The organism is Arthrobacter sp. 49Tsu3.1M3 (assembly GCF_900168135.1).
Lineage (GTDB): Bacteria > Actinomycetota > Actinomycetes > Actinomycetales > Micrococcaceae > Arthrobacter.
The window spans coordinates 306,764-329,342 of record NZ_FUZD01000001.1 but is presented as its reverse complement, the minus strand read 5'-3'; the positions used below and the strand labels follow the sequence as shown (position 1 = coordinate 329,342).

At 66.7% G+C, this 22,579-nt stretch carries 24 protein-coding genes; 10 read left to right on the top strand and 14 right to left on the bottom strand.

Annotated elements, in window-relative coordinates; genetic code table 11:
- The first annotated feature begins 144 nt into the window (after window positions 1-144).
- The 3 genes from B5X90_RS01610 (at window position 145) to B5X90_RS01600 (ending at window position 3,025) form a co-directional block, all read left to right on the top strand.
- Window positions 145-1,428 (top strand): SAM-dependent methyltransferase, encoded by a 1,284-nt coding sequence (locus B5X90_RS01610; RefSeq protein ID WP_079549755.1) that lies wholly within the window; start codon window positions 145-147, stop codon window positions 1,426-1,428.
- A gap of 71 nt (window positions 1,429-1,499) precedes the next feature.
- Window positions 1,500-2,585, top strand: coding sequence for a pirin family protein (locus tag B5X90_RS01605; protein WP_079549754.1), 1,086 nt, complete (start codon window positions 1,500-1,502; stop codon window positions 2,583-2,585).
- 92 nt (window positions 2,586-2,677) lie between these two features.
- Entirely contained in the window at window positions 2,678-3,025 is a 348-nt protein-coding gene (locus B5X90_RS01600; protein ID WP_079549753.1) for a GNAT family N-acetyltransferase, read from the top strand.
- A 30-nt stretch (window positions 3,026-3,055) separates the two neighbouring features.
- Here the strand turns inward: B5X90_RS01600 and B5X90_RS01595 are convergent, their stop codons facing one another.
- The gene (locus tag B5X90_RS01595) at window positions 3,056-3,634 is read right to left on the bottom strand and encodes a TMEM175 family protein (protein ID WP_028276784.1); all 579 of its coding nucleotides are present in this window, start codon (window positions 3,632-3,634) and stop codon (window positions 3,056-3,058) included.
- 81 nt (window positions 3,635-3,715) lie between these two features.
- The gene (locus B5X90_RS01590) at window positions 3,716-4,051 is read right to left on the bottom strand and encodes a carboxymuconolactone decarboxylase family protein (protein WP_256860002.1); all 336 of its coding nucleotides are present in this window, start codon (window positions 4,049-4,051) and stop codon (window positions 3,716-3,718) included.
- Between the two features lie 324 nt (window positions 4,052-4,375).
- Here B5X90_RS01590 and B5X90_RS01585 point away from each other — a divergent pair, with 324 nt between their 5' ends.
- Window positions 4,376-5,812 carry a DUF2252 domain-containing protein gene (locus tag B5X90_RS01585; RefSeq protein WP_079549752.1) on the top strand — a complete coding sequence of 479 codons (1,437 nt, stop codon included), beginning with the start codon at window positions 4,376-4,378 and terminating at the stop codon, window positions 5,810-5,812.
- A gap of 6 nt (window positions 5,813-5,818) precedes the next feature.
- Window positions 5,819-7,312: an FAD-dependent oxidoreductase gene (locus B5X90_RS01580; RefSeq protein ID WP_079549751.1), complete on the top strand. Its 1,494-nt coding sequence runs from the start codon at window positions 5,819-5,821 to the stop codon at window positions 7,310-7,312.
- On the opposite strand, the gene B5X90_RS01575 is transcribed toward B5X90_RS01580, so the two are convergent.
- The 3 genes from B5X90_RS01575 to B5X90_RS01565 all read right to left on the bottom strand — a co-directional run bounded on the left by B5X90_RS01575 (window position 7,309) and on the right by B5X90_RS01565 (window position 9,738).
- Window positions 7,309-8,241 (bottom strand): CDP-alcohol phosphatidyltransferase family protein, encoded by a 933-nt coding sequence (locus tag B5X90_RS01575; protein WP_179129003.1) that lies wholly within the window; start codon window positions 8,239-8,241, stop codon window positions 7,309-7,311. The genes B5X90_RS01580 and B5X90_RS01575 overlap by 4 nt on opposite strands.
- 286 nt (window positions 8,242-8,527) lie before the next feature.
- Complete coding sequence (locus tag B5X90_RS21150) at window positions 8,528-8,824, bottom strand: hypothetical protein (protein ID WP_179129002.1); 297 nt, start codon at window positions 8,822-8,824, stop codon at window positions 8,528-8,530.
- A gap of 89 nt (window positions 8,825-8,913) precedes the next feature.
- Window positions 8,914-9,738, bottom strand: coding sequence for an SDR family NAD(P)-dependent oxidoreductase (locus B5X90_RS01565; protein WP_079549750.1), 825 nt, complete (start codon window positions 9,736-9,738; stop codon window positions 8,914-8,916).
- Between the two features lie 248 nt (window positions 9,739-9,986).
- On the opposite strand from B5X90_RS01565, the gene B5X90_RS01560 reads away from it, so the two are divergent.
- From B5X90_RS01560 to B5X90_RS01550, 3 genes are read left to right on the top strand one after another with little or no spacing between them, the layout of a single operon-like run.
- Window positions 9,987-10,268, top strand: a complete 282-nt coding sequence (locus tag B5X90_RS01560) for a DUF3311 domain-containing protein (protein ID WP_079549749.1) — start codon at window positions 9,987-9,989, stop codon at window positions 10,266-10,268.
- Complete coding sequence (mctP, locus tag B5X90_RS01555) at window positions 10,265-11,959, top strand: monocarboxylate uptake permease MctP (RefSeq protein ID WP_079549748.1); 1,695 nt, start codon at window positions 10,265-10,267, stop codon at window positions 11,957-11,959. Before B5X90_RS01560 ends, mctP begins: the two co-directional genes overlap by 4 nt.
- 51 nt (window positions 11,960-12,010) lie before the next feature.
- The gene (locus B5X90_RS01550; RefSeq protein ID WP_079549747.1) at window positions 12,011-12,340 is read left to right on the top strand and encodes a hypothetical protein; all 330 of its coding nucleotides are present in this window, start codon (window positions 12,011-12,013) and stop codon (window positions 12,338-12,340) included.
- Window positions 12,341-12,377: 37 nt separating this feature from the next.
- Here B5X90_RS01550 and B5X90_RS01545 read toward each other — a convergent pair whose 3' ends face one another.
- The 6 genes from B5X90_RS01545 to B5X90_RS01515 form a co-directional block, all read right to left on the bottom strand.
- Complete coding sequence (locus B5X90_RS01545) at window positions 12,378-12,635, bottom strand: hypothetical protein (RefSeq protein WP_179129001.1); 258 nt, start codon at window positions 12,633-12,635, stop codon at window positions 12,378-12,380.
- Window positions 12,636-12,671: 36 nt separating this feature from the next.
- Window positions 12,672-13,211, bottom strand: coding sequence for a dihydrofolate reductase family protein (locus B5X90_RS01540; RefSeq protein WP_079549746.1), 540 nt, complete (start codon window positions 13,209-13,211; stop codon window positions 12,672-12,674).
- Between the two features lie 33 nt (window positions 13,212-13,244).
- A complete protein-coding gene (locus B5X90_RS01535) occupies window positions 13,245-13,751 on the bottom strand; it encodes a hypothetical protein (RefSeq protein ID WP_143264610.1) in 507 nt (168 codons plus the stop codon).
- Between the two features lie 92 nt (window positions 13,752-13,843).
- Window positions 13,844-14,137 carry a hypothetical protein gene (locus B5X90_RS01530; RefSeq protein ID WP_179129000.1) on the bottom strand — a complete coding sequence of 98 codons (294 nt, stop codon included), beginning with the start codon at window positions 14,135-14,137 and terminating at the stop codon, window positions 13,844-13,846.
- Window positions 14,138-14,461: 324 nt separating this feature from the next.
- Complete coding sequence (locus tag B5X90_RS01520; protein ID WP_079549744.1) at window positions 14,462-17,107, bottom strand: PEP/pyruvate-binding domain-containing protein; 2,646 nt, start codon at window positions 17,105-17,107, stop codon at window positions 14,462-14,464.
- Between the two features lie 248 nt (window positions 17,108-17,355).
- Complete coding sequence (locus B5X90_RS01515) at window positions 17,356-18,585, bottom strand: PRC and DUF2382 domain-containing protein (protein WP_079549743.1); 1,230 nt, start codon at window positions 18,583-18,585, stop codon at window positions 17,356-17,358.
- Window positions 18,586-19,161: 576 nt separating this feature from the next.
- Between B5X90_RS01515 and B5X90_RS21145 the strand changes: the two genes are divergently transcribed.
- Window positions 19,162-19,518, top strand: a complete 357-nt coding sequence (locus B5X90_RS21145; RefSeq protein WP_179128999.1) for a hypothetical protein — start codon at window positions 19,162-19,164, stop codon at window positions 19,516-19,518.
- Between the two features lie 159 nt (window positions 19,519-19,677).
- Here the strand turns inward: B5X90_RS21145 and B5X90_RS01505 are convergent, their stop codons facing one another.
- The 3 genes from B5X90_RS01505 to B5X90_RS01495 form a co-directional block, all read right to left on the bottom strand.
- Complete coding sequence (locus B5X90_RS01505) at window positions 19,678-20,124, bottom strand: Hsp20/alpha crystallin family protein (protein WP_079549742.1); 447 nt, start codon at window positions 20,122-20,124, stop codon at window positions 19,678-19,680.
- A 342-nt stretch (window positions 20,125-20,466) separates the two neighbouring features.
- Entirely contained in the window at window positions 20,467-20,733 is a 267-nt protein-coding gene (locus B5X90_RS01500; protein WP_079549741.1) for a GlsB/YeaQ/YmgE family stress response membrane protein, read from the bottom strand.
- Between the two features lie 201 nt (window positions 20,734-20,934).
- Entirely contained in the window at window positions 20,935-21,417 is a 483-nt protein-coding gene (locus B5X90_RS01495; protein ID WP_079549740.1) for a MarR family winged helix-turn-helix transcriptional regulator, read from the bottom strand.
- Window positions 21,418-21,732: 315 nt separating this feature from the next.
- Here B5X90_RS01495 and B5X90_RS01490 point away from each other — a divergent pair, with 315 nt between their 5' ends.
- Window positions 21,733-22,572 (top strand): hypothetical protein, encoded by an 840-nt coding sequence (locus B5X90_RS01490; RefSeq protein ID WP_079549739.1) that lies wholly within the window; start codon window positions 21,733-21,735, stop codon window positions 22,570-22,572.
- Window positions 22,573-22,579: the final 7 nt, after the last annotated feature.

Below are 22,579 nucleotides of genomic sequence, written 5' to 3'. Positions count from 1 at the left end.
CGGTGGGCAGGGAAGAGGGGAGGGAATGGGCAAGGAAACAGAACAAAAGCTCTGGTTGCCGGGCGCGTCATGCCCTTAGATTTGGAACTGGCGGGGCTCAGCCCGCAGCACCGGAGACGAGGCACTGGAATTGAGGCACTGGACATGACGGCATCCACGAATGCGGCTTCACGGCTGGCCGACGCGCTGGCGATCATCCTTGGCACCGACGGCATCCCCCTGCGGCTGAAGGCATGGGACGGCTCGGAAGCGGGCCCGGAAGACGCTCCAGTCGTCGTTTTCCGGTCCCGGCGGGCACTTCGACGGATGCTGTGGTCCCCAGGGCAGCTTGGACTGAGCCGCGCCTACGTGGCCGGCGATATCGAGGCCCCCGGAGACATCTTCGCCGCCTTCGCCGCCATCAGCGCCGCGGGAAAGTTCGCCGAGCCGGGCCCGTTCCGGCCGCCGACACCCGGCGAGGTGTTCGCGCTGGTCAAAACAGCCGTCCGGCTCGGCGCGCTCGGAACGAACCCGGCGCCGCCGCCGGAGGAAGCGCGCGTGAGCCGGCACGGCCGGCGGCATTCCAAGGGGCGCGACGCCGCGGCCATCTCCCACCATTACGACGTCGGGAACGACTTTTACGCCCTCGTCCTGGGCCCCTCCATGGTGTACTCGTGCGCGGTCTGGGAGTCGGAGGAGACCGGGCTTGATGCCGCCCAGACAGCCAAGCTCGATCTGGTCTGCCGCAAGTTGGGGCTCCAGCCGGGCATGCGGGTGCTGGACGTGGGATGCGGTTGGGGCAGCCTGGCGCTGCATGCCGCGCAAAACTATGGGGCCGACGTCGTCGGCGTGACGCTCTCGGTCGAACAGGCGGCCCTGGCCCGCAAGCGGGCGGCGGACGCCGGCCTCACGGACCGGGTGGACATCCGGGTGCAGGACTACCGCGACGTGGACGACGGGCCGTTCGATGCGATCAGCTCCATCGGCATGTCAGAGCATGTGGGGCGCGAGCAGATCCAGCACTATTCTTCCCACCTGCAGGGCCTGCTCCGCCCGGGGGGTCGGCTGCTCAACCACGCGATTTCCTGGAACGCCGGCGCCACCCCTCCGGACCCGGACTCCTTCATTCCCCGCTATGTTTTCCCGGACGGCGAGATGCTCAGCCTCTCGGAAATGGTCGCGGCACTCGAATCCGCGAGACTGGAGATCATGGACGTCGAGGCGTTGCGGCCCCACTATGCCCTGACGCTCAGGGCGTGGGTGCGGAACCTGGAGGAGCACTGGGACGAGGCCGTGCGCTTGGCCGGGCTGGGAAGGGCCCGGGTGTGGCGGCTCTATATGGCCGCGAGCGCACTCGGCTTCGAGGCTGGCATCACGGGCGTGAACCAGGTCCTGGTCCAGCGCCCGGGCGGCGCAGAACCCCCATTGCGCCGTTCGGCCTGGATGTGAGGCGCGGTCCTGGACGTTCAGGCCGTGCGCCGAAGGCTGACCCGCGGACCGCGCGAAGCTAGGCTGTCATCATGAGCAATACCGAAGTCGCGCCCCAGGAAATCCTCTGCGAAACGGACGGGACCTGCGCCGGCGTCGAACTCCTGGTTCCCCGGCAGGTTCCGCTGGGCGGCCCGCGCGCAATGGATGTCCGGCGCACCCTTCCGCAGCGCCAGCGCAGCCTCATTGGGGCGTGGTGCTTCCTGGACCACTACGGCCCGGACCAGGTCGGCGATTCCGGCGGCATGAAAGTCCCGCGCCACCCGCACACCGGGCTTCAAACCGTCAGCTGGCTGTTCACAGGCGAGATCGAACACCGGGATTCGGCCGGCTTCCACGCTGCGGTGCGGCCCGGTGAAGTGAATCTCATGACCGCCGGCCGCGGCATCAGCCACTCGGAATTTTCCACCCCGGACACCACCGTCCTGCACGGCGCGCAGCTGTGGGTGGCGCTGCCGGACACGGCACGCCACATGGCGCCCACCTTTGAGCATTACCGTCCGGAGCCGGTCAGCGGAAACGGCTGGACCATGCGCGTCTTCTTGGGCGCGCTCTCCGGGTCCGTCTCGCCCGTCACCACCCACACACCCCTGCTCGGTGCCGAGCTCCTGCTCGAAGCGGGGACGGAACTGACGCTGGCAACAGATGCGTCCTTCGAACACGGCCTGCTCGTGGACTCGGGCGACCTTGCCCTGGACGGGCAGCCGGTCCCGAAGGACAACCTCGCGTACCTGCCGGTCGGCCACGAGTCCCTGACCCTGGCCGCGGGCAGCGAGGGAGCCCGCGTTCTCCTCATTGGCGGAGAGCCGCTGGGCGAAAAAATCGTGATGTGGTGGAACTTCGTCGGCCGCAGCCATGAGGAGATCGTCGCGTACAGGGACCAGTGGCAGTCCGAGATCGGCGCTGACGCCGGCCCTGAGGACGCCGGCCCTGAGGACGCCGGCCCTGAGGACGCCGGCCCTGAGGACGCCGGCGCTGACGCCGGCACTGAGGACGCTGGCACTGAGGACACCGGCGGCGAAGCATCCGGCCTCCGGTTCGGCCCGTTTCCGCCCGGGGGCCCTGCCGCTCTCCCGGCCCCGGCACTGCCGAATGCCCGCATCCGGCCCCGCGGCTGACCTGTCCATTCCGGCAAGCCCATCCAGCCCTGCCGACCCCGCACCCGTAGGCCCGATCGCCGGGCCAATCCGGCCCGCTCAAGGAGACCATATTGACCACGATCACCATCAGCAACAACCCGCAGCGCAGGCGTTTCGAGGTGCTCGACGCCGGCACCGTGATCGGCCAGGCCGCTTACGTGGACGACGTCGGAGCGGGCCAGCGGATTTTCTACCACACGGAGATCAACGAGGAATATGGCGGCCGCGGGCTGGCCGGGGTGCTGGCTGCACAGGCACTCGATGAGACCATCGCCGCGGGACTCACGATCGTTCCGGTGTGTCCCTACATCAAGAAATACTTGGGCAAGCACCCCGGCTACGCGGCCCACGTCGTACCGTCGGCCCCGGCGCATCTGCGGCTCGTGAGCGCCTCGCTGGCTCAACGCGTCCGGCAGTAGCCGCCCCGCGACACACATGCGCCCCTGGATTCAGGTGTGCGCGATGAACCGCTCCACACGCCGGTCCGGGATGAGCCAGATCGCGGCGACCACCGAATAGGCGGCGATCCCCAGGAGCGGGTTCACGAGGCTGAGCCCCATCCCGGCGATGTAGAGCGCGGGCGATCCCTTGCCCTTCCAGTCCTGCCCCATGGCCCGGTCCAGCGCGCCGCCGCGTCCCTGCTGGCGGATCAGGGTTGTTTTCAGGATGTAGTAGGCAATGGCGGCGAACAGCAGGTCCAGCCCATAGACGAGGACGGGTACCTCCGCCAGGCCCGTGTCGTTGATCCACCGGGTGGTGAAGGGGATGAGGGAGAGCCAAAACAGCAAATGCAGGTTTGCCCAGAGCACCCCACCGTTGATCCGCCCGGCCAGATGCAGCATGTGGTGGTGGTTGTTCCAGTAGATCCCGACGTAGATGAAGCTCAGCAGGTAGCTGAGCAGCGTTGGAAGCTCGTGAAGCAGGGCCGGCCAGGTCGGTTCGGCGGGGACGTGAAGCTCCAGCACCATGATGGTGATGACGATCGCCAGCACACCGTCGCTGAAAGCCTCCAGCCGGTTCTTGTTCATGGGCCGCCTTTAATCAGGGCATCGTGGCAGATGCAGCGAGGAACTGCCGACGCCGTGACGGGCGGTTCGTAGGTAAGGGTACTAGTCCCCGGTCCCTGCTTCGAGTTCTTCCTCCGCCATTTCGAGGGCAAAGCCCAGCGCCTGGACGAGATTGGTGGTCGCCGCCACGATCCGGGGAGTGCCGACGATGGGTGCAACGGCGATCAGGACGCCGCGGATATCCTCCAGGGTGATGCCGACGTCCACGGCGGTTCCGGCGTTAAGCAGGTAGGAGGCGCCCGGGGCGTCGACCGCCGCAAGTGCCGCAATCCGGGCCAGCATCAACTCGCGGGGAGCGAGCGTGGAGCGTTCGAGCGAAACGGCGGTGATGTCGGCGAGGGCGGCGAGGACGGGAGCTTCTTCTTCGGCCATGGTCATGTCTCCATCTGATTTTCGGTGTCGTATGCCGAATTGGCGATGAGCGCGGTTTACCCCACTCGTCTTGCAACGTAACCCGCCACGGTGAGGGGAGGCATCACCCGAACGGGATGAACCGGTGGCCAGCCATGGGACTGCGCTGCGAACCTGCCTTCAGGGTGCGGCGGCGGGGTTCGGCAAGTCATCACCAGCGCGTTGACGATTGTCCGCGCCGGGGCCAGAATCGCATTAGTTCGACCCAAGGCGCGTCCGCGCGTTCAGCAGGACTGACCCAGGCAACGAGTGCCGGTGGCGGTTCCTGACATTCAAGGGAGGTCGCCGATCATGGCCGAGACCAAAGTCAAGCATCCAAGCGTCGAGGAGCGGAAATCGAAGGGCAAGAAATACCGGGAGGAGGCGCCGGTCTCCGGCCACACGGGGTGGAAACCCGCGTCCGACCGTCCCGATCCGGTGGCACTGCTCGAGGAACAAAACCTCACCCGTGAACAGGACCTCGTGCCGGTGCGCCACGGCCGGATGCTGGCCTCACCCTTCACGTTCTACCGCGGCGCGGCCAAGATCATGGCCGCCGACTTGAAGGACACGCCGCGGGCCGGCCTGCGCGTCCAGCTGTGCGGAGACGCCCACCTGTCCAACTTCGGCGTGTTCGCCTCGCCGGAGCGGACGTTGCTGTTCGACCTGAACGATTTTGACGAGACCCTTCCGGGGCCGTTCGAATATGACGTCAAGCGGATGGCCGCGAGCTTCACGATCGCGGCGCGCAACAACGGCTACACCACGGACGAAACGCGCGATGTGACACTCGGGGCGGTTCGGGCCTACCGGGAGGCGATGGCCGAGTTCGCGCAAATGCGCACCCTGGACATCTGGTACGCCCGGCTGTCCGAGGAACAGCTGATGGAGACCATCGACCTGGCCGTCGCAACCCAGAAGGGTAAGGCCCTCAAGAAGACTGCCCAGGGCATGGAAAAAGCGGCAAAGGCGAATGTCGCGAAGGCCCACACCCGGGACAGCCTTCAGGCACTGTCCAAGCTCGCCGAGCGGGTCGACGGGCAGTACCGGATTGTCAGTCAGCCGCCGATCGTCATCCCCGTCCGGGAACTGGCAGATACGTACGGTATGTCAGGCGAGGAGGCTGAGAAGGCTGTTCGTGACCAGCTCCGGTCCTACCGGGCCACACTGCCGGATGACCGGCGACACCTGCTGGAGCGATTCGAAGTCATCGACGTCGCCCGCAAGGTGGTGGGCGTCGGCAGCGTCGGCACCCGGGCCTTCATCGTCCTGCTCCAGGGACGCGATCAAGAGGACCCTTTGTTCCTCCAGGTCAAGGAGGCCACGAGGTCCGTGCTCGAGGACCACCTGCCCAAGAGCAAGTTCAAGCAGCCGGGCGAGCGCGTGGTGCGGGGGCAGCGGATGATGCAGGCCGCGAGCGACATCTTCCTGGGCTGGACCAAAGGCGTGCAGGACAACCGGTACCTCTACTGGCGCCAGCTGCGTGACATGAAGGGCTCCGCCGTGGTGGAAGGAATGAAACCGCTCGGCATGACCTTCTATGCCGACGCCTGCGGCTGGACGCTGGCGCGGGCGCACGCCCGGTCCGGGGACCCTATCGCGATCGCGTCCTACCTCGGCAAGAGCGACAAGTTCGAACGCTCCATCAGCGATTTCTCCGAGCGCTACGCGGACCAGAATGAAAAGGACTACCAGGCCTTCGCCGATGCGGTTCGCACGGGCCGGCTGGAAGCGACTGAGGGCCTCTGATCGCGGATGCTCGAAGGACGGCAGGTTTCGCTCTGGATCGCCACAACCGGTACCACCCGCTATCCCTCCCTGGACTCGGATCTTGAGGCCGACGTCGCCGTCGTCGGGGGAGGGATCGCTGGCCTGACGGCGGCGCTGGCCCTCAAACGCGCCGGCAGCACCGTCGCGGTTCTGGAGGCAGCCCGCATTGGCACCGGCGTCACTGGGCACACCACCGGCAAGGTCACCTCCCTGCACCGGCTGGCCTGCACCGAACTCGCGGACCGGCACGGACCAGACGTCGCACGCGCGTACGGGCAGGCCAACCAGGCCGCCATCGAACACGTCGCGCGTGTTGTGGCGGAGGAAGGCATCGACTGCGACTTCCGCAGGGTATCCAACTACACCTACGCAGAATCCGAGGACGCCCTCGCCCGGGTCCGCGACGAGGCGGCCCTGGCTGGGCGGCTCGGACTGCCAGCCGTCTTTACCTCCGACGTGCCGCTGCCGTTCGACGTCCGGGGCGCAGTCCGATTCGACGGGCAGGCACAGCTTCACGCGGTGAGGTACCTCCAGGGCCTCGCCCGCGCCGTGGACGGGAACGGAAGCCACGTATTCGAGGACTCGCGCGTCACCTCGGTCCGCGACGGGGTGCCCGCCGTCGTCGGGACCGGGAGCGGCACCATCCGGGCACGCGAGGTGATCATTGCCACCAACGTCCCCGTTGGTGACGCCGGCCTGTTTGCCGAACGCTGCTACCTGCACCGTTCCTACGTGGTTGCCAGCCTGGCGCCTGCAGTGCCCCTGGACGGGACCTTCATCAGCGTCGACGAGCCGATGCGCTCCATCCTGGCGATCGATATCGGGGGCTCCCGTTTCGTTCTCGCCGGCGGCGAGGGGCACCGTGCCGCCGAGGCCGGCGATGCCGCCGAGCGGTACCGCCGCCTCGCGGCTTTCTCCCGGGAACGCCTCGGCACCGGGGAGACCAGCTTCCGCTGGTCCACGCAGGACAACATGCCCGTCGACGGGTTGCCCTATGCCGGGACTTTGACTCCGACGGCGGCGCACCTTCATGTGATCACCGGCCTGCGCAAATGGGGCCTGACCAACGGCACCGCTGCCGCCCTGATCCTGGCCGACATCCTGTCGGGCCGTCACAACCCGTGGTCGGCGGTATTCGATACCAACCGCCCTTCCGCCGGCCACGCCGGCGGCGTGCGGCAGCAACCGGACCAGCCGCCAAAATCCCAGCTGCCGGACCAACCGGCTGTCGCCGGGCTGCGGCCCGGTGAAGGCACCGTCGTTGAGATCGACGGCGAAATGACCGCCGTCTACGCTGACGCTGCCGGGGACCTCCTCGCCGTCTCGGCCATCTGCACGCATCTGGGCTGCACGGTCGCGTTCAATGCGGACGATTCGACGTGGGACTGCCCCTGCCACGGCTCGCGGTTTGCTGCCAACGGCACCGTCATCCAGGGCCCGGCGACGATGGACCTGGCGCCGAGACCCGCACCGCGTTAGGTTTCCGCGGGAGAACCGGCGCGTGTGGTGGGGGAGCCGGCGGCCGAAGCGCGGCTTGCCCGGAGGTGTTCCAGCTTGACCACGTCCCGCCCGAATGAAAAGGCCAGCAGCCCAAGCGCCGGGCCAAGCACCATGCCTCCCAGCGGCGGAGGCACCACCGGCAGCAGGGCGAACAGCAGGGCCGCCGGCTGGGTGGCTCCGATGACCCTGCGGACGGTGCTGGACGGCAGCGGGTTCTTCAGGGACGGCCGGAACCAGGCCGCTGCGAGGAACGCGTAGTACATCAGGCCGATGCCCAGGGGCCACAGGCCGCACTTTCCCGCGGCCGCGCAGGACAGGACCAGGACCAGCGCGGCGTCCGTATCCGAATCCAGACGCGAACCCTCGGCCGTGGCACAACCCGTGTGCCGGGCCACCCGTCCGTCCACGGCATCGAGCAGGAGCGCGGCCGTGCCCAGGACCACCACCAGAAGGCTTGGTCCGGCTCCGGTTCCGGCTCCGGCGATCAACCCCAGCACCGTTACGGCGGCACAGCAGGCCACGATGCCGGCCCTGCCGAGGGTGACGCGGTCCGCGGGGGTGGAAAAACGGGGTTTCCGTCGCAGAACGGAGCCGGCGGCCCGGGTGATCACCGCGGCCCCGGCCGCCAGGGCAAGGAGCCAGGGGACAGGATCCGAGAAGACCGCAGCGCCGAGCCAGGCCCAGGCCACAAGATAGGCGCCGACGGCGGTGCCGGCATCCGCCGCGGCACGGCGGGCGGCTGCCGATCCCGGCCCGGTCCGCCGGGCCGCCGGGGCAGCGGGGCTCGTCGTCGTCGGTTCTGCAGGCCGGTTTCCGGGCAGGTTTGCTGATCCCGTGCCGGTAGACGCGGTGTCCCCTTGTTTCGTGTCTTGTGCAAACGATTTCAGCCTGAACCACCCCGCCCACATGCTAGCAAGTCCGCGGCCGGGGGATTGGCGCAGCCAGTGCTGTAGGCTCCAATTCGAACCTTGGGGCACTGATGCTGAACTACTTTCGCGAAACGCAAGAGGCACGATTCGCAACGCTTACACGCCGGTTTTATGGCTACGTTTCCGTCGGCCTCGTTGTTGCTGTCGGGGTCTTGGTGATTGCCGGCCTTGCGCCAGTTTGGACCTCCTGGGCGATCCTCGGTGTTTCTTGCGTTCTGGACGCTTTCCTGACCCGAAAGTGGATCAGAGAAGACGCACTCAGGGCTTATCGAAGCGACCAGGACCGCTGACGTCGCGCGAGGCCGACAAGCTCACCATCCGCATTCCGGGCCGTCACGACAAACGAGGAACTCCGGATCGCCCTGGTGAGCAGTTCTGGATCCCGGGTATAGGCGGCCCACCCCACAGATTCGTACAACGAGAGAACCTCGGCGTCGGAAAACTCGTTTGAGGTGAACATGGTGAACGCCAGCATGCGACCAGTGTTGCATGGCATTGCAATTTGTTCATGGACACCCTGGGCCGCAGGAGCGGGACGGATCACCAGGTCCGCGAAATCCATCCGCTATCCCTATCTGGGTTGCGGACCCGCGGTCAGGTGTCGGTTGCGTGCCTCGATGAGCCGGCGGAGGTAGCTAGCTGCCCCCGGGCTTACCCCTCTAAACCGAGGTCCGCGAGGGTAAGCGCGGGCGGCGAACTTCCGTCGATGTCCAGTACACCGAGCTCCTTGGCAACTGCGGCGGCGACAAGCACCTGGCCTGTCCGTGCCATCAGGTTCGCGTCGTGGAACAGCGCATTGATCACGCGGCCGATGAACTCGGGGCTTTCGCTGGTCGAGAGGTCGAAGCCGCCACTTTTGGCGGCGGCGAGGACCGCCTCTGTTCGAACCAAGCCGGGGTAAAGCGAGATTACCGGGACGGCGAACTGCTTTAGCTCCACAGCCATGTCGGAGGTCATCTTGTCTGTGGCGGCTTTGGCGACGCCGTAGATCGTGTTGCCGAGGTGGCGCTGCGCCGACCAGAAGCTGATGTGGACGATGACGCCGCGGCCCCGCGGGGTCATCATGCGCGCCGCGTGCGCCGAGCACACAAAGGCCGCGCGTACTCCTGCGTCCATCATGCCGGTCCAGCGATGCGGCGGCTGATCCCAGAACGGCGCTGGCCACGTGAACACGCCACCTTCAACCATTTTCTCGTAGCCGCCCCAGGCGCAATTTACGAGCAGATCGAGGCGGCCGCATTCGGACCGGATCGTTTCAAAAACGCGCGCCGTCTGATCGTCTTTGAGATGGTCGCAGCGCAGCCGCCGTATTCCCCGCGGCAGGTCCGCCTGATCGATCGAGCGGCCTGAGCCGTAAACCCGGAACCCGGCGGCCAGGAGGCCAAGGGCGATGCCCCGGCCGACACCCCGGCTCGCACCGGTCACCAGCGCAACATTCTCCGTCGGCGCCCCGTTGCGTTCGCGTTCGCTGATCATGCCAAGCGGCCTCCCGCTTAGGTTCCGTTCCAGTGATCCCCATGATAGGCCAGTGCCTGCACCCGGGACCCGGCGCACGCATCCCCGTTCGTGCCGCTCGGCGTTCCGCCGAGGCGCTCCGGCCCTGTCGGAGACGAAGGCCGGTGTCTATTCTGTTCTGTAAAGACCGTTACGACATGCGGTCTGCAGGTCCCGGCACCTTCCGGGAAGCCTTCCCGCTCCGGGGCCGTCTCGATGAGGAGGCGTCGATGTCCAGTCCCGATGTGCCGACACGCGGGCCGGCCAGATCCGGTCCATATGTCATCACCGGAATCCTGTTGACCATCGCCATTGTGGTTCCGCTGTTTGTGCCCGCGTATTCGGTCGATGAGCCGCGCTGGGCGGGGATGCCGTTCTTCTACTGGTACCAGATGATGTGGATTCCGATCACCTCGGCCCTGGTCGGGGTCTCCTACTGGCTAGTCATCAAGGAAGATCGCCGCCGGCGCGAATCGGTGCGCGGTGTGACCAGTCCCGGGGAGGAGCGATGAGCGGGATGGCCCTTCCGCTGGCCGCTCCGGACCGGCCCGTCAACGTCGTGGCCCTCACTATTGTGATTATTTTGTTCGTCCTGGTGGCCGTTTTGGGGTTTGTGGCCGCGCGGTGGCGCCGGGGCGAGGAGACGGGGCTGCACAGCCTCGATGAGTGGGGCCTCGGTGGCCGCGGGTTTGGAACCTGGGTGACCTGGTTCCTTCTTGGCGGTGACCTGTATACGGCCTATACCTTCGTTGCCGTTCCCGCTGCGATGTGGGCCACCGGGGCCGTGACCGGCTTCTTCGCGGTGCCGTACACAATCGTTCTGTACCCGATCGTGTTCCTCCTGATGAGCCGGTTGTGGTCCGTTTCGCATCGACACGGGTTCGTCACGCCGGCCGACTTCGTTGGCGGCCGCTATGGCAGCAGGTCCCTGACCCTTGCCGTCGCCATCACCGGCATCGTCGCGACCATGCCGTACATCGCTCTGCAGTTGGTCGGCATCAAGGCTGTCCTCACCGTGCTGGGCTTGGGCAGTTCGGAGAACGTTCTGCTGACGGACCTGCCGCTGATCATCGCGTTCGTGGTCCTGGCCGCCTACACCTATACGTCGGGCCTGCGGGCTCCGGCCCTGATCGCCGTCGTGAAGGATCTCTTGATCTACCTGGCAGTGATCGTTGCGGTCATCTACCTGCCCATCAAGTTCGGCGGCTGGGACCCCATCTTCAACTCCGCCGAGGCGAAACTGGGTGCAACCAACCCGGCTACCGGCAAACCCACCGGCGTGTTCATCCCCGGCGCCGCCAGCTACTCCGCCTACTGGACATTGGCCCTGGGCTCTGCCTTGGCGCTGTTTATGTACCCGCACTCCATCACCGGCGTCCTGGCGACCAAGAGCAGGAACACGATCCGCAAGAATGCCGCCGTGCTGCCGCTGTACTCGTTGATGCTGGGGCTCCTGGCACTCCTGGGCTACGCGGCCATATTTGCCGGTACCGTGCCGGTCGACCTGAACGGTGCCATCAACCCGCAACTGGTGGTGCCGCAGCTGTTTTTGGATCAGTTCCCGGCGTGGTTTGCAGGCATCGCACTGGCCGCCATCGCCATCGGTGCTCTTGTCCCGGCCGCGATCATGTCAATAGCAGCGGCAAACCTGTTCACCCGCAACATTTACGTGGATCTGATCAGGCCGGACGCCACACCCCGGCAGGAGGCACACGTCTCCAAGATCGCGTCGCTCGTGGTGAAGTTTGGTGCCCTTGTATTCGTCATTGCCATGGACCAGTCGGCGGCAATCAACATGCAGCTCCTCGGCGGTATCTGGATCCTGCAGACTTTTCCGGCGATCGTGGCCGGGCTCTACACGCGCTGGTTCCACCGGTGGGCGCTTTTCGGCGGCTGGGCAGCCGGAATCACCTACGGCACCATCGCGGCCTACAACGTGGTCAACCCCGTCACGAAAGCCCACTTTGGCGGCTCCATCGCGGCCATTCCCGGCACGGACACGCAGGTCTACATCGCCGTCACAGCGTTTGCGATCAACCTGATCGTCGCCGCCGGCCTGTCTCTTCTCTTCCGCGCAATGAAGCTCCCCGATGGGAAGGACATCACACGCAACTCCGACTACGGCGCCGACGAGAACGATCCGAAGGTCGCCCAGATCGAGCGCGAGCACCCGCTCGGCGAGTCCGGAGCATCCACATTCTAATTCGATGGAATCCGCGGCCCCGAAAAGGCGCTCCATGGCAGACTTTCTGCCATGGAGCCCATGGATTGTCTGGTCATCTACGTCCCCACCGACGCTGCGCCCGCGGTCCGGCAGGCCATTGGCGACGCCGGGGCGGGCAGGCTGGGCAATTACTCCCACTGCTCGTTCAGCCTCGACGGCACCGGGCGCTTTACCCCGCTGCCCGGCGCGAACCCGGCCGTCGGCGTCGTCGGTTCCTCCGAGGAGGTGCCGGAAACCCGGATCGAGGCGATCTTCCCCCGCTCCCGGCGTAACGCCGTCGTCAAGGCGGCACTGTCCGTTCATCCGTACGAGACGCCGGCGTTCATGACCTACCCGGTCGATGCCAGCCTGCCGGACTGAGCGGGACCGGGGGTGCAGTGCGGCGGACACGGTCAGGTCACCTGCGCCGCGTGGCACGCACGACGACGTCGTGCAGCGGCAGCGCAAGGTCAGCGGGCACGGGGAGTGTCCGCGTGATCTCGTCGGCACTCGTGATGCTCCAGACGGCAGTGTCGAGAGCCCCGGCAAGGTCCGCGAGGGTGACAGTCGCTTCCCGGGGTGGGCGGTGCCCGTGCCCCGGGGACGCGGGAGCGTGCAGGTGCCCGACGATCAACAGCGTGCCGCCGGGGGCTACCCACGTCCGGGCGGCACCCAAACGCGACAGCCAGGCGCATCCTCCGATGGGCTCTCCTTAGGACCCTGCCGGCGCCATTCGGAGGGCCAGCATCCCGCCTTCGAGGAGTTCAAGTTCGACGATCCGCAGTGTGTGCCGGGTTCCGTCCTCCGGCAGCATTTTCTTGCCACGCCCGAGCACGATGGGGGAGACCAGCAGGACGTACTCGTCCACGAGGTTCTCCTCCATGAGCGTCTTGGTCAGCGTCGGGCTTCCCCATACGAGCACGTTCTCCCGCTCGCGAAGCTCGCGGACCTGGCCGGGTATGTCATCGGCGATAATCGTGCTGTTGTTCCAGCCGGCGTGGTCCAGCGTGGTCGACACGACATACTTCGGCATGGCATTGAATGTGTCGGCGGTGAAATCGCCCGACCTCGCCGGCCAGGAGGCGGCGAAGCCGTCATAGGTGACCCGGCCGAGCAGCATCGAATCCGCGCCGGCCAGAACTTGTTCGTTATAGGCCACGGTCGCGGCGCTGAAGAACGGGCCCAACCAGAGCTGGGGATCCTCGGCGACGTTGTCCAGAGTGGAAAAACCTGTCACTGTCAGCTTGCCCATGAAGATCTCCTTCAGGTCGGTGGCGCCTGGCTGTTATCCGCGGCTTCGGAGCCGGAGTGTTCGCGCCTCGTGGATGGCGGCCAGGGCAACTGCGCTGGCGGCGAGCCTGAGGGCGTGGACCCGGTACCACCGCTTCAGCAGGGGGTTACGGCGGGTCTCACTGAGCGGTTGTGGGCTGAAGAACAGGTCGGGATTGATGGACCGGAGCAGATAGGCGGTGGCGGCCGCACCCGTCGTCGAGCTGGCCGCAGCGACTAGCAGCCATGGCCTGCTGTCGGCATGGTTCCAGCCTGCCACGAGGGCAGCGATCGCCGCCGGAGCATTTATCGGTGCGATCGGTGCGTAATAACGGCCCGGGCTTCCCGCTCCAAAGGGCGAGCGGGGCAGTTCACGGCTTGCTTCCGCCGCCGCGACGCGGTGCGGGATTTTGACGAGGACCTCATAAAGGTTGCCGAAAAACCAATGCGCGTGGCTGAACTCGGCAACGCCCAAGATCCGATCAGCGAGGAAATCCCGGCGGCCCGAGGAAGTCTGTCCCATGCCCACAATCTACCGCCGATGCCCATCGCCGGCCCATGGTGTCCAGCCGGATGCTTCGGGGGCGGGAGAGTGCAGAACCCGCGCTTCTGCCGTCAGTTCTGCGCCCGCTGACGATTGTCCCGGGGGGTTTCGCCTGCGTCATTGCGGAAATGCCGGTTGAAGTTGGACAGGTTCGTGAAACCCACTTCGTATTCGTCGGCGAGGTAACGCCGTTCGGACTCCGGGGCACGCGAAAGAATCGCCAACACGTCAAAGAGGTGCTGATGCCGCTGCACTCCGGTGGAGCTCCCCATCGCCTCCAGGGAAACGGCGGCGGCCCGGGCCGATCGTCCGAGGAACTCGATCCCACGCGAGGACTGCTCCAGCAAGGGTTTAACCTCGGTCATTTCCGGCAGAATCGAGGCGGCCCTCTCCACCCGGGGTCCTGACGGTGCCGTCGAATACGCCTCCTCGATGACCTGAGCAATCAGTGGGGCGTCCCTGCCGGCCCTCGCCGCGCCGGGGGACTCCTTAATGGCGGGGCTTATTTCCGGACTCGCCAGACTTGGAGCGCTCGGGGCGGAGGGAAGACGACAACTGCAGACCCTGACCCTGGATCAGCTCCACTCAGTCGCCTCCTACGCGAACCGTGCAGCGGCGATCACCTGCTCCCGGAAGGGCGCCAACCCTCCGTGGTCGGCGGAACTCGGGGAACTGGCCCGATGAGGCGATCAGTCTGCGACCGTGACGGTGCCGGCGTCGCCGTCAACGCGGATCCGTTGGCCGCTGGTGAGCCGCTGGGTGGCAACACCGGTGCCGAGCACGGCCGGGATGCCGTACTCGCGGGCCACGATCGAGCTGTGGCTCAACGGTCCGCCGACGTCGGTGACCACACCGGAGGCCATCGCGAACAGCGAGGTCCAGGCCGGGGTTGTGATGCGGGCTACCAGGACGTCCCCGGGCTCCATCAGGCCGAAATCCTGCGGGCCCCTCAGGACGCGGGCCGGAGCTGAGACCCGGCCGGCGCTGGCGCCGACGCCCTTGATGACGTCGCCGAGCTGGTCCTGTGGGCCTGCCGGCATCATTGAGCCGAAGGCCCGCTCCATCCACCGGCTCTCCGGCAGCAGTTGCGGGGCAGCGGCCTTGGCCTGGCCCCGCCACAGCATCTTGCGCTCCTCGACGGCACCGGCGCGGACGGGCCGGTCTGCCCCGGTAATCGCCACGGCTGCCGGGGTGCCCGACCCGGCAAGGCCGAACTCGACGGCGCTGCGCAACTCCCGGAGGCGCAGCCAGAAGACGTCGGCGGGCTCGGCGATGACAGCGGAGCCGACGAGCCGTCGTCCCAGTTCGAACAGCATCCGCCGCAGCAGCGGCCACGCCAGCCCGACATCGGCCAGGGCGTCCTCGCGGATCGGGGCTGCATTTTGCGCCCACCGGAGCAGCCGGAGGAACGCGGCCCGGCGCCTCGGCCCGAGCCGGGCGACGATTTGGCTGGTTTCATCTTCGCGGCGGGCGGCTGAGAGCCGCTGGCGCTCGTACGGGTCATTGCCCTGTCCCCGCAGGTAAAACTTCACGGTCTCCAGCAGCGGCGCGGGATCGTCGGCGGCCACCGGGCTGACGAAGTCGAGGTTATAGACCGCATGGCCGAACCGGCCGAGGTGCTCCTGGAAGCGGGCGTGCCATTGCTGCCAGTGTGCCGGGTCCACTCCGGCAGGCGGGAACCCGGTGCGTTGCGGCCCGGCCAGCGCAGCGGTTGGCGCGTTGAGGATCGCCGCGGCCAGCCCCGGGACGTCCCGTGCCCAGGCTGCGAGGTCGTACAGCGACTTCTCTGCGCGGATGGGTTCGCTGTCGTAACCGAGGAGGAAGGTCTGGGCAGGGGGATCGCCGTCGCGCCGAACGAACTTGTCGTAGTAGGCCCGGAAGGAGATTTCGCTTGTTGCTGCGATCGGAATGATGGACTGCACGGCCGTGTAGTACACCGTTCCGGCGTCAAGCAGCGTCTGCACACCCGCCAGCAGTTCCTCTCCGGACAGCTCCCCGACGGGCTTCGCGGACCAGTCCTTGATCACCTGCTCATAGCGGGGATGCGAGAATTCCCGCCAGCCGGCCACTCCCATATGCGCCTTGCCGCGGGCCAGCGCGCGCATCGCCGTCAGCGACTTGCCCATCACACGCCACATTCCCGAGTTGCGGTAGTAGTAATAGGCGTAGCCGTTGATAGTGGGCAGCCCGACGTCGTCCTCGCGGATGACCTCCTTGCCGACGGCGCCGGCCATCAGGGCCCTCAGCGACCGTGACACCGAGCCGTCAATGAGGTCCGCGAACAGCGGCGAGAGCGGGTCGGGCAGCTGTTCAACGATGCTTGCCCGGAAGTAGAGCCCGTGCCGGTAGGGCACCGGCCAGGTGTCCGGGATGTCGGCTGCCGGTTCGGGCAGTGCGGTGATGGGCCGGGATTGCAGGATGAAGAACTCGCCACCGGCGCGTGCCCACTCGATGTCCTGCGGCGTCCCGAAATGCTCCGCAATCAGTGTTCCGTAGCCGGCCAGCTCGGCCGCCGCCCGGTCGTCCAATACGGCCTGCCGGCGGCGTGTGGCCGGCACCGGCTGCTCCCGGGTGCCGCGCTCCGCGTAGACGGTCATGACCTCCTTGTCAGCTGTCCGGCGCGACAGCACACGGCCGGACCCTGCTTCCACGACGACGTCGTCCGTGGTGACCGATCCGCTGACAACGGACTCGCCGAGGCCCCACGCGGCACTGATCACCGTCTGGTCGCGGCGCCCGTTGGACGGATTGGCGGTGAACATCACCCCGGCCGCCTCGGCGTCGACCATCTGCTGGACCACGACGGCGAGGCGCACCGTGTCCGGTTCGATGCCTTCACGGGCGCGGTAGGCCATGGCACGCGCCGTCCACAGGGAGGCCCAGCACTCAATCACGGCCGCGGCCACAGCCTCCGTCCCCCGGACGTTGAGGTAGGTTTCCTGTTGCCCGGCGAAGCTGGCTGAGGCGAGGTCCTCGGCCGTGGCGGAGGAGCGCACCGCCACGGCTGTGTTTCCGTCGCCGAGCCTCCCGTAGGCGGCGCCGAGTTCCGCTGCGATGGCGTGCGGCAAGGTGCCGCCGGTGAAGAGGGCCCGGATCCGTTTCGAGGCTTCCGCGTAGTCCTGTGGCGCAGCGTGGGGCGACAGTGCGGCCAGTTCATGGATGCCGGCCTCGAGTTGGTTGGCAGCCACATAATCCGCGTAGGCTGCGGTGTTCAGCACGAACCCGGGCGGGACCGGCAGTCCTCCCTGGCTGAGGCCGCCCAGTCCCACGCCCTTGCCGCCTGCCAAGGCGACGTCGCCACGCCCCACATCGTCGAAGTTGTTGATGTAGGTCATGGCCTCGAGTCCTTTCCGCCCGGAGCCGGGGCTCCGTGGTTCAGCCTGATTCCCAACATACTGGCACTGCCGCAGGCGAGAGGCCATAGCCGTACCGGCGGACAGAAGATCCCGTTCACCCCGCCGGCCGAGGGGTTTGGCCCGGGCCGCCAATCGCTCCCACCCCCATTCGGACCCCAATTCCGACAACCAAATGCCCGGGGTTTGGGTCGCAGCCCTCGCCCCGGGCATCTAAAGAATCCGCATGTTCAGGCGCGGCTGGCGTCGGATCCCTCGGATCCCTCGGATCCGTCGGATCCGTCGCTGTCCTCGCCGTCGAGGTGTTCCTTGTGGACCTTCTCACGGATGGTGACTTCATCTGCGACCGTTTCAGTAACGATGCGGACCCGTTCAACCGGGACGGTCTCCTTGGTCACTATGACCCGCTCTTCGTGAAGGATTACCTCGTCGTCGCTGTCCGGACGGTTCGAGACCTCGCCGCGGTCTTCCTCGGTAATCGGTTCCCGCTCGATACGAACCTCTTCGCGCTGCACTGGAACCGTCCTGGTGACAGTTTCCGTCGTGACGTACTTCCGCAGGCGCCCCCGGCCCGTGGTATCGCGGGTTTCGGTACGGTCCGTACCCGTGTCCTGGGGTGTGCTGGCGGCCCGGGCGGCGTCGGCGGCCGGCGCGGTGGTGCCGTATCCGGCTGTGCCGGTGGCATCGTGGGTTCCGCTACGGTCGGTTCCGGCGGCGTCCTGCCGTGTCGTGGGTGGCGTGGCGGCGTCGGTCGTGGATGTCGCTGTGCCGTATCCGGCTGTGCCGGTGGCGTCACGGGTTTGGGCGCGGTCCGCATCGGTGGCGTCATAACCGGCTGTGCCGGTGGTGTCACGGGTTTGGGCGCGGTCCGCGTCGGTGGCGTCGTAACCGGCTGTGCCGGTGGCGTCACGGGTTTGGGCGCGGTCCGCATCGGCGGCGTCGTAACCGGCTGTGCCGGTGGTGTCACGGGTTTGGGCGCGGTCCGCGTCGGTGGCGTCGTAACCGGCTGTGCCGGTGGTGTCACGGGTTTGGGCGCGGTCCGCGTCGGTGGCGTCGCGGGTTTCCGTGCGGTCTGTTCCGGTGGTGTCCTGCCGCGTGGTGGATGATGCGTCAGCTATATCCGCGTCGGTGTAGGTGCCTCCGGTGTCCATCCGGTAATGCTGGTAGAGCCGGTCTTCCTCGGCAGGCTCCAGAGGCCGATCGGCGTCGATCCTTGGCGCGTCCTTGACCTGATTCTTGTTGTATGGAACGACGATGTCATTGCCCTCTAGTCGAGCACCCTCGAGGGGCACAAATGATTCGGACATCCCGAACAAGCCCGTACGGACGGTTACCCAGCTGGGCTGTCCGGCTTCGTTGTCCACGAAGACCTGGCCGATGGAGCCGATTTTTTCTCCGTCTCCCGACAGGACATTTGCGCCTTGGCTGAGCAGACGGTCAATTTGTTCGGTGGTGAGCATGACGTCTCCTTGGATCTCGTAGATTGAAATAGTTGGTCCGATCGGGAGCCCTTGATGGACCGCCTGACCGGTACCGGACAGGAAACTTTGGTGCTGTCCGGTGCTTGGGAAGCGTCCGCGGAGCTACGAACTCCGGGAGAGGGCGACGATTAGACGGGCAGTGCGCTCAGCTGAGATCTTCCGAGCCGACCCGCCGTTCAGGTACGGCCAGGGTCCGGCGCGTGACTTTCGCGAGCGGCGGCCTGAAGACGAAGGCGGGTAGAGACTGGGGATGAACGTTGTCGCCACCGCCAGTCCGGCTTGGAGCCGGTGGGAATTGTCCATTGGAATGCGCCGCCATTCGATCAGGAGGCTGGGACCGGTCCCGTTGCGCAGGGACTTCTCCCGCGCCGTTTTCCGTGTTATATCACGAGCGCGGTTAGATTAGGAAGTCCCCTTATGAATAGCTGGGCTCCCGGCGGGTGGGCTCCGCCGGAGGGCACGCGGGGGAGCCCGGCGCCCAGGAGACGGCCCGGCGAGAACACCCGTGGCGGGCATGCCGGGCCCTCCCGGTGGGGTCCTTGCGTGCGGCGACAGTTGACAGAGAACGGTGTACGGCCGGGTCTAGTCCTGGTCGAGTTCGTCGAGCAGGGACTTCGCAGCTGCGGCGATGTCGTCGTGGTTGTTCTGGGCGGCCCGGCTCTCGATAGCGAGAATCGCGCAACGATGCAGCCGGCGGAAATCACCGAAGGGAAAGCTGTAGCGCCCCTTGGTGTCGTGCGTCTTCTCGGCATCTTCTCCCAGATGCCACGTTCCGTACTCCGTGTACCCGTGCTTGTCGATGAATGCGTTTTCTTCCTCGGCGCCGGGCGCATGCTCACTCCAGTCGTCGCGGGAATCCCGGGCAATCCTCGAGTCCTTGATGAGCTGCCGGGCATGATGCAGCGTCGTTGATCTTGATAGTCATGAGGTGTTTCCGCTCTGTCGCGAGGGCTGCGTAGGAAGTGCCACGGCTGGGCGCCGGCGGACCAAGACCGCCGCCCCCTTCGCCATACCATGTGGCGCGGGGCGGTCGGTGGTGGGTGCGGGCGAGTCGAGGGCCGGAATGGCCCGTCAGGTCACGAAGTTTTCTGGTGCTTCCGGTGACTGGCTTCCACCGCGGGAGACGTGGACTTTTGTGGCGGACGGTCCGGACTGCTCCGGGATCTGGGCACGGATTTCCAAGACGCCGTCGATGTAGCTGGCCTCGACGGTGTCTGCATCCGCGCCGCGGGGCAGCGGGACACTTCGCGAATACTCGCCGTACCGCACCTCGCTTCGGTATCCCGGTTGATCCTTGTGCGCGGGTTCCGGGCGTCTTGCAACGATATTCAAGTTGCCGTCGGTGACCGTGATATCGATGTCCTTGTCCGGGTCGATGCCGGGGATGTCGGTTCTGACCACCAACGTGTTTCCGTCCCGATATTCCTCGACCCTGAGCCAGGTTTCCGTCTCGCCTTGCAGGAAGCGCCGGACCGGTTCAGGCACGTCGATGCCTGTGCGGCGGAATAGATTGTCCATGGCTATCTCCTTGCTGTTTGCATCTCTGGTCGCATGATGTCGGATGCGCGCGGAGCAACGACTTCTGCCGCTTTGGCGGGCTGCTCCCTACGATGGCGACGGCGGAACCGGCCGTCGGAACTGCGCTCGAGCGCCTTCAAAGCCTGCGCTCGACGAATCATCGCGCAGCAGGGGCAGTGCGGCAGGGGCCCGGCGTGAGGTGAACCGTCATGAGGTTGACTCGGCGGCGCGGGCCGAGAAACTCAGGGAGTTTCCTCCGGGTGTTCCAGAACCGGCCCGCAACCGTCTGACAGAACGCAGGGCGCCCTCAAGGGCAGTCCTGCATCCGAAGGATCGAGGCTGCTACGCCCTGGTCCTGCGACCAGCAAGAGCCCCATAGATCAGGAGCACAATAACGGCCCCGAGGATGGAGAGCAGCCAGGTCCGCAGGTCAAAGAAGTCAGCGAGCCCTCCGCCGAAGATCAGCGAGCCGATCCAACCCCCGAGGATTGCGCCGACGACGCCAACAACGAGTGTGATCAGCCAGCCGCCTCCCTGCCGGCCGGGAAGGAGCGCCTTGGCGATGGCGCCGGCGATAAGGCCGAGAATGAGAAAAGCGAGAATTCCCATCTTTGTACTTCCTTTCGGTAGTCCGGTCGTGGAATGCGGCCGTAACGGCGATTTAATCAGCATGCGTAGTAACGCGCAATACCCGGCTCGGCGGCCTTCCGTCTTGCTCGCCTTTTGCCGGTCCGAACTGCTCGAAAAGCGGCGACCGGCCGTGGGTGCCAGCGGGGAGGCCCCCGACGCAACCAGGCGCGGGAGGCTAGTTCATGGGCGCCGGGGGCCGTCTTTGGACGGGGGAGGACACGTGGAGCCGGGGGTGCCGGGCCGTGGAGTCTGGAAGAAGTCCACAAACCGGGCGAGTTGCTCAGACAGGGCCTCCCACCCGTCGAAGTCGGCAGGAACGGCTGCACGCTCAGCCCTGGAGGCGGCCTGCAGTGCCGCGTGGCCGGCCTCGGTGATCTCCACCTGAAATTGGCGCCGATCCTCCGGGTTTCGTGTCCTCGTGACCAGGCCCGCGTCCTCGAGCCGGGCAAGGACGCGGCCGAGGGTTTGGCTTTGAACATGAACTCTGGCGGCCAGCTGTTCCTGGTACATGGGGCAGGGTGCCACGGCTTCCAGCGCGATGACGGCGGCACGCGTCAATCCCAGTGGCGCCAGGGCGTCGTCGTGGAGGCGTTGCACCAGGCGGGCCGCTGTGGTGAGAAGCCGGTAGCTGTTCCGGGCGTCGGGCTCACGGGCGAGGATCACGAAGAAGACCTTCCTGATTGGGTGGCAACGAAAGTCACGCTGCCTGCGACGGCGGCACTAAGCGCCGACGCTGGACCCCCACCCTACGCACGCCGGACACCCTTTTGGCAAGTATGCTTACTATTTTTCGCACGCGGCCAGCATGGCGCACGGCGCGCCTCCTGATGAGCGGGAGGTGGCCCGCCCAATTTTCGACCGGGCCTTGCGCAACATATAGCAAGTGTGCTTACTATCTAGTTAGTAACCGTGCTTACTAATTTCATCCGGTAGCGCTAGTCACGATCCCAAGCGGACCATTCCTGAAAGAGAGCAACGATGACACAGAATCCATGGGCCCAGGCAGCACCCGAAGCTTCCCCGGACCGGTACGCCGGCGTTGGAGTCGTGCCCCCGCAAGGCGCGGGACGAGCTGACTCCAAACAGGAAGCCGCCAAAGACGAAGCTGCAGACGTAACGCGGCACGCGGCAGACGCCGCCCAGAACGTCGCCGAGACGGCCAAGACGGAGGCAGCCAACGTTGCCTCCGAGGTCAAGACCAACGCGCGGGACCTGCTGCACCAGGCAAAGTCCGATCTCACCGAGCAGGCAGGAACCCAGCAGCAGAAGGTCGCCGAAGGTCTGCGATCCGTCGCCGGGGAACTGCATTCCATGGCGGCAGCCTCCGAACAGCCCGGCGTGGCCACGGACCTCGTGCGCCAGGCCGCCGAGCGGTCCTCCGCTGTTGCGTCCTGGCTCGATGGCCGGGACCCGGGTTCGCTGCTGACCGAGGTCAAGTCCTTTGCCCGCCAGCGCCCGGGGACTTTCCTCCTGCTCGCGGCCGGAGCCGGTGTACTGGCCGGACGTCTCAGCCGCAGCTTGAGCGCCGGCGCCCCCGAAGCGACGGGCGCTGCCGCTACCGGCACGTCCGCTGCCGGCCGGATCCCTGATAACGGGGTGGCGGTTCCGCCGCCGCCGGTGCAGATGCCCGCTCCGCAAACCACGACGGCGGGCCTCGCGGACACTTACCCGCCGAATCCGCTGGACTCCGATTTGGGAGCCCCCGATCCGCTCCGCGACGCCGGGCAGGGCCGCCGGGCATCAGAGTCCGTGGCCGGTGAGCCAATGCAGCAGGCTGATCCGCTGCGCGATGACCCCTTTAACGGTGGCCGTCGATGAGCAGCGA

What these genes read in the sequence shown, in the direction of transcription:
- B5X90_RS01605 (WP_079549754.1), top strand. Translation starts at nt 1,500, where the DNA reads ATGAGCAATACCGAAGTCGCGCCCCAGGAAATCCTCTGCGAAACGGAC.
- B5X90_RS01500 (WP_079549741.1), bottom strand. Translation starts at nt 20,733, where the DNA reads ATGGGAATTCTCGCTTTTCTCATTCTCGGCCTTATCGCCGGCGCCATC.
- B5X90_RS01540 (WP_079549746.1), bottom strand. Translation starts at nt 13,211, where the DNA reads ATGGGCAAGCTGACAGTGACAGGTTTTTCCACTCTGGACAACGTCGCC.
- B5X90_RS01580 (WP_079549751.1), top strand. Translation starts at nt 5,819, where the DNA reads ATGCTCGAAGGACGGCAGGTTTCGCTCTGGATCGCCACAACCGGTACC.
- B5X90_RS01595 (WP_028276784.1), bottom strand. Translation starts at nt 3,634, where the DNA reads ATGAACAAGAACCGGCTGGAGGCTTTCAGCGACGGTGTGCTGGCGATC.
- B5X90_RS01560 (WP_079549749.1), top strand. Translation starts at nt 9,987, where the DNA reads ATGTCCAGTCCCGATGTGCCGACACGCGGGCCGGCCAGATCCGGTCCA.
- B5X90_RS01575 (WP_179129003.1), bottom strand. Translation starts at nt 8,241, where the DNA reads ATGTGGGCGGGGTGGTTCAGGCTGAAATCGTTTGCACAAGACACGAAA.
- B5X90_RS01550 (WP_079549747.1), top strand. Translation starts at nt 12,011, where the DNA reads ATGGAGCCCATGGATTGTCTGGTCATCTACGTCCCCACCGACGCTGCG.
- mctP (WP_079549748.1), top strand. Translation starts at nt 10,265, where the DNA reads ATGAGCGGGATGGCCCTTCCGCTGGCCGCTCCGGACCGGCCCGTCAAC.
- B5X90_RS01535 (WP_143264610.1), bottom strand. Translation starts at nt 13,751, where the DNA reads ATGGGACAGACTTCCTCGGGCCGCCGGGATTTCCTCGCTGATCGGATC.
- B5X90_RS01565 (WP_079549750.1), bottom strand. Translation starts at nt 9,738, where the DNA reads ATGATCAGCGAACGCGAACGCAACGGGGCGCCGACGGAGAATGTTGCG.
- B5X90_RS21150 (WP_179129002.1), bottom strand. Translation starts at nt 8,824, where the DNA reads ATGGATTTCGCGGACCTGGTGATCCGTCCCGCTCCTGCGGCCCAGGGT.
- B5X90_RS01585 (WP_079549752.1), top strand. Translation starts at nt 4,376, where the DNA reads ATGGCCGAGACCAAAGTCAAGCATCCAAGCGTCGAGGAGCGGAAATCG.
- B5X90_RS01590 (WP_256860002.1), bottom strand. Translation starts at nt 4,051, where the DNA reads ATGACCATGGCCGAAGAAGAAGCTCCCGTCCTCGCCGCCCTCGCCGAC.
- B5X90_RS01610 (WP_079549755.1), top strand. Translation starts at nt 145, where the DNA reads ATGACGGCATCCACGAATGCGGCTTCACGGCTGGCCGACGCGCTGGCG.
- B5X90_RS01530 (WP_179129000.1), bottom strand. Translation starts at nt 14,137, where the DNA reads ATGACCGAGGTTAAACCCTTGCTGGAGCAGTCCTCGCGTGGGATCGAG.
- B5X90_RS01515 (WP_079549743.1), bottom strand. Translation starts at nt 18,585, where the DNA reads ATGCTCACCACCGAACAAATTGACCGTCTGCTCAGCCAAGGCGCAAAT.
- B5X90_RS01490 (WP_079549739.1), top strand. Translation starts at nt 21,733, where the DNA reads ATGACACAGAATCCATGGGCCCAGGCAGCACCCGAAGCTTCCCCGGAC.
- B5X90_RS01505 (WP_079549742.1), bottom strand. Translation starts at nt 20,124, where the DNA reads ATGGACAATCTATTCCGCCGCACAGGCATCGACGTGCCTGAACCGGTC.
- B5X90_RS01520 (WP_079549744.1), bottom strand. Translation starts at nt 17,107, where the DNA reads ATGACCTACATCAACAACTTCGACGATGTGGGGCGTGGCGACGTCGCC.